Raw genomic sequence first — 1,976 nt, forward strand, 5'->3', positions numbered from 1 at the left:
CTCCTGCGCTGGCCCGTGCTGCTGGTGGTCGTCACCCTCCTGGTGCTCATCCTCTTCCGCACCGGCCCGGCCCAGAGCCGGGGCACCCGTCGGGGTCTGCCCGGCGGCGTACTGGCCGCCCTGCTCTGGCTGGCCGCCTCGGGGCTGTTCACGCTGTACACGGGGCTGGACACGTACGGCCGGCTCTACGGCTCGCTGGCCGGCACCGTGGTCTTCCTCGTCTGGCTCTGGTTCGCCAACCTGGCCCTGCTCACCGGGGCCCGGTTCAACGCCGAACGGGCAGGGGGCCGGGCCGCCCGGACCCGGGCCTGATCCTCACCGGCCGGGCGGCGGGGCCGTCGGGTCCCGGCGCGCCGGGGTCAGCCGGGAGGAGTCGATCTCGGCCCAGACGACCTTGCCGGTGCCCTGCGGGTAGGAGCCCCACCGGTCGGAGATCCGCTGCACGATGTGCAGGCCGCGGCCACCGGGGACGCCCGGGCCACGTACGGCCCCGGGGCGCGGCGGGAGCGACACGCCGTCGAACACGTCGATGCGCAGGGACTCGCCGGCGGTCAGGACGAGCTCTTCGCAGCCATGTGCGTGCAGGGCCGCGTTGGTCACCAGTTCGGACACGACCAGCAACGCGTCCTCGGCACTCTCGCGGCCGTCCCACCCCCAGTCCCGCAGGGTCCGGCGGGTGAAGTCACGGCCCTTGCCGACCGCGCCCCGGACACTGCGCAGGGCGAGCCGGCGCCGCTGGCCCATGACCGGCGCGCGCACGCCCCGGTGATCGCCGTCGGCCGCTCCTGTCGTGCTCACTCTCGCCTCATCCCGACCGTTGACTCCGCCGTGTTCGTCGGAGGCGCGCGGTCCGTCCGCGGACCGCCCGGGCCGGCCGTCCCTCGGCCGCCTTCCCCGGTTCCGCGTATGCCCGGCCCGATCGCCCGGACACGTGGGCGCCGCCATCGGCGTGGGCCCGCCTCCGAGGGACCGGTGGGCCGGGTGGGCCGGGTGGGCCGGGCTCGGCTTCTCCCCGGTGGATTCCCCGACACGGGGGTTCTACCGTGGGAACAGCACCTGGAGCGGCCATGTCCGTCACCTCACCCCTGACCCAACCGTCCTGGTCGCCGCCGCGATGACCGGGTCCGGTGGAACGCGTCGGCTGTCGCCCTTCGGGCGGATGCGCAGCGCGGCCCGCCGCGCGCGGGCCGGGCGCCACTGGGTGCACGTCCGGGACCTCGGCCTGTGGCAACGCGCCCTCGGGTTCGCCGCGCTCGGGTTCCTGACGCTGGCACCCCTGCTGATCGTCGTGTCCGCGGCGGATACCAGCGGGGGGCAAGGGTTCGCGCAATGGCTCGGAGACGGGCTGGGCGTGTCGCCGGCCGCCAGGCTCGAGATCGAGCGGCTCTTCGCCCTGCCCGGCCAGGCCTGGCGGACGACGACGGCCTTCGGCCTGGCCCTGCTCGCCGTATTCGGCCTGTCCTTCGGCACTCTGCTGCAGAGCGGCTACGAGAAGGTCTGGGACCTGCCTCCGTCCCGCTGGTGGGCCAGGTGGCGTCACGTGCTGTGGCTCGCCGTGCTCGTCGGGGTGCTCTACCTGTCGGCGATCTCGCCGCCGTGGCGCGACTCCCCGGCCCGCGGTTTCGTCACGGTGGCGATCGGAACCCTCTTCTTCTGGTGGTCCCAGCGGCTGCTGCTCGGCGGCCGGGTCCCCTGGACGGCCCTCCTTCCCGGCGCGGTGGCCACGATGCTCGGGCTGCTCGGGCTGCGGGTCTTCTCCCGGCTCGTCTTCTCGCCGCTGATCGCGTCGGGCAGCGTCACCTACGGCCCCTTCGGTTCCGTCCTCGTCATCCAGACCTGGCTCGTCGGCATCGGTGTCGTCGTGTTCGGGGGCGCGCTCGCCGGCCGGCTGCTCCACGACGGGTTGCTGCGCCGGGCGCCTCCGGCGGAACCCGGGCAATGAGACGACCGGTGCGAGCACCGCGCCAGGGCGTGGG

Annotated in this window: 3 protein-coding genes; 2 read left to right on the plus strand and 1 reads right to left on the minus strand. The window is 74.6% G+C overall.

The annotated features are described in order from the left end of the window. The coding region (locus ACWGDE_RS38510; protein ID WP_453393742.1) for a YhjD/YihY/BrkB family envelope integrity protein at positions 1–312 on the plus strand (312 nt) is incomplete at its 5' end. A gap of 3 nt (positions 313–315) precedes the next feature. Here the strand turns inward: ACWGDE_RS38510 and ACWGDE_RS38515 are convergent. After that, positions 316–798 (minus strand): ATP-binding protein, encoded by a 483-nt coding sequence (locus ACWGDE_RS38515; protein WP_453393743.1) that lies wholly within the window; start codon positions 796–798, stop codon positions 316–318. 361 nt (positions 799–1,159) lie between these two features. On the opposite strand from ACWGDE_RS38515, the gene ACWGDE_RS38520 reads away from it, so the two are divergent. Further along, entirely contained in the window at positions 1,160–1,942 is a 783-nt protein-coding gene (locus tag ACWGDE_RS38520; RefSeq protein WP_453393744.1) for a ribonuclease BN, read from the plus strand. The last annotated feature ends 34 nt before the right edge of the window (positions 1,943–1,976 follow it).

Source organism: Streptomyces sp. NPDC054956 (assembly GCF_053609185.1).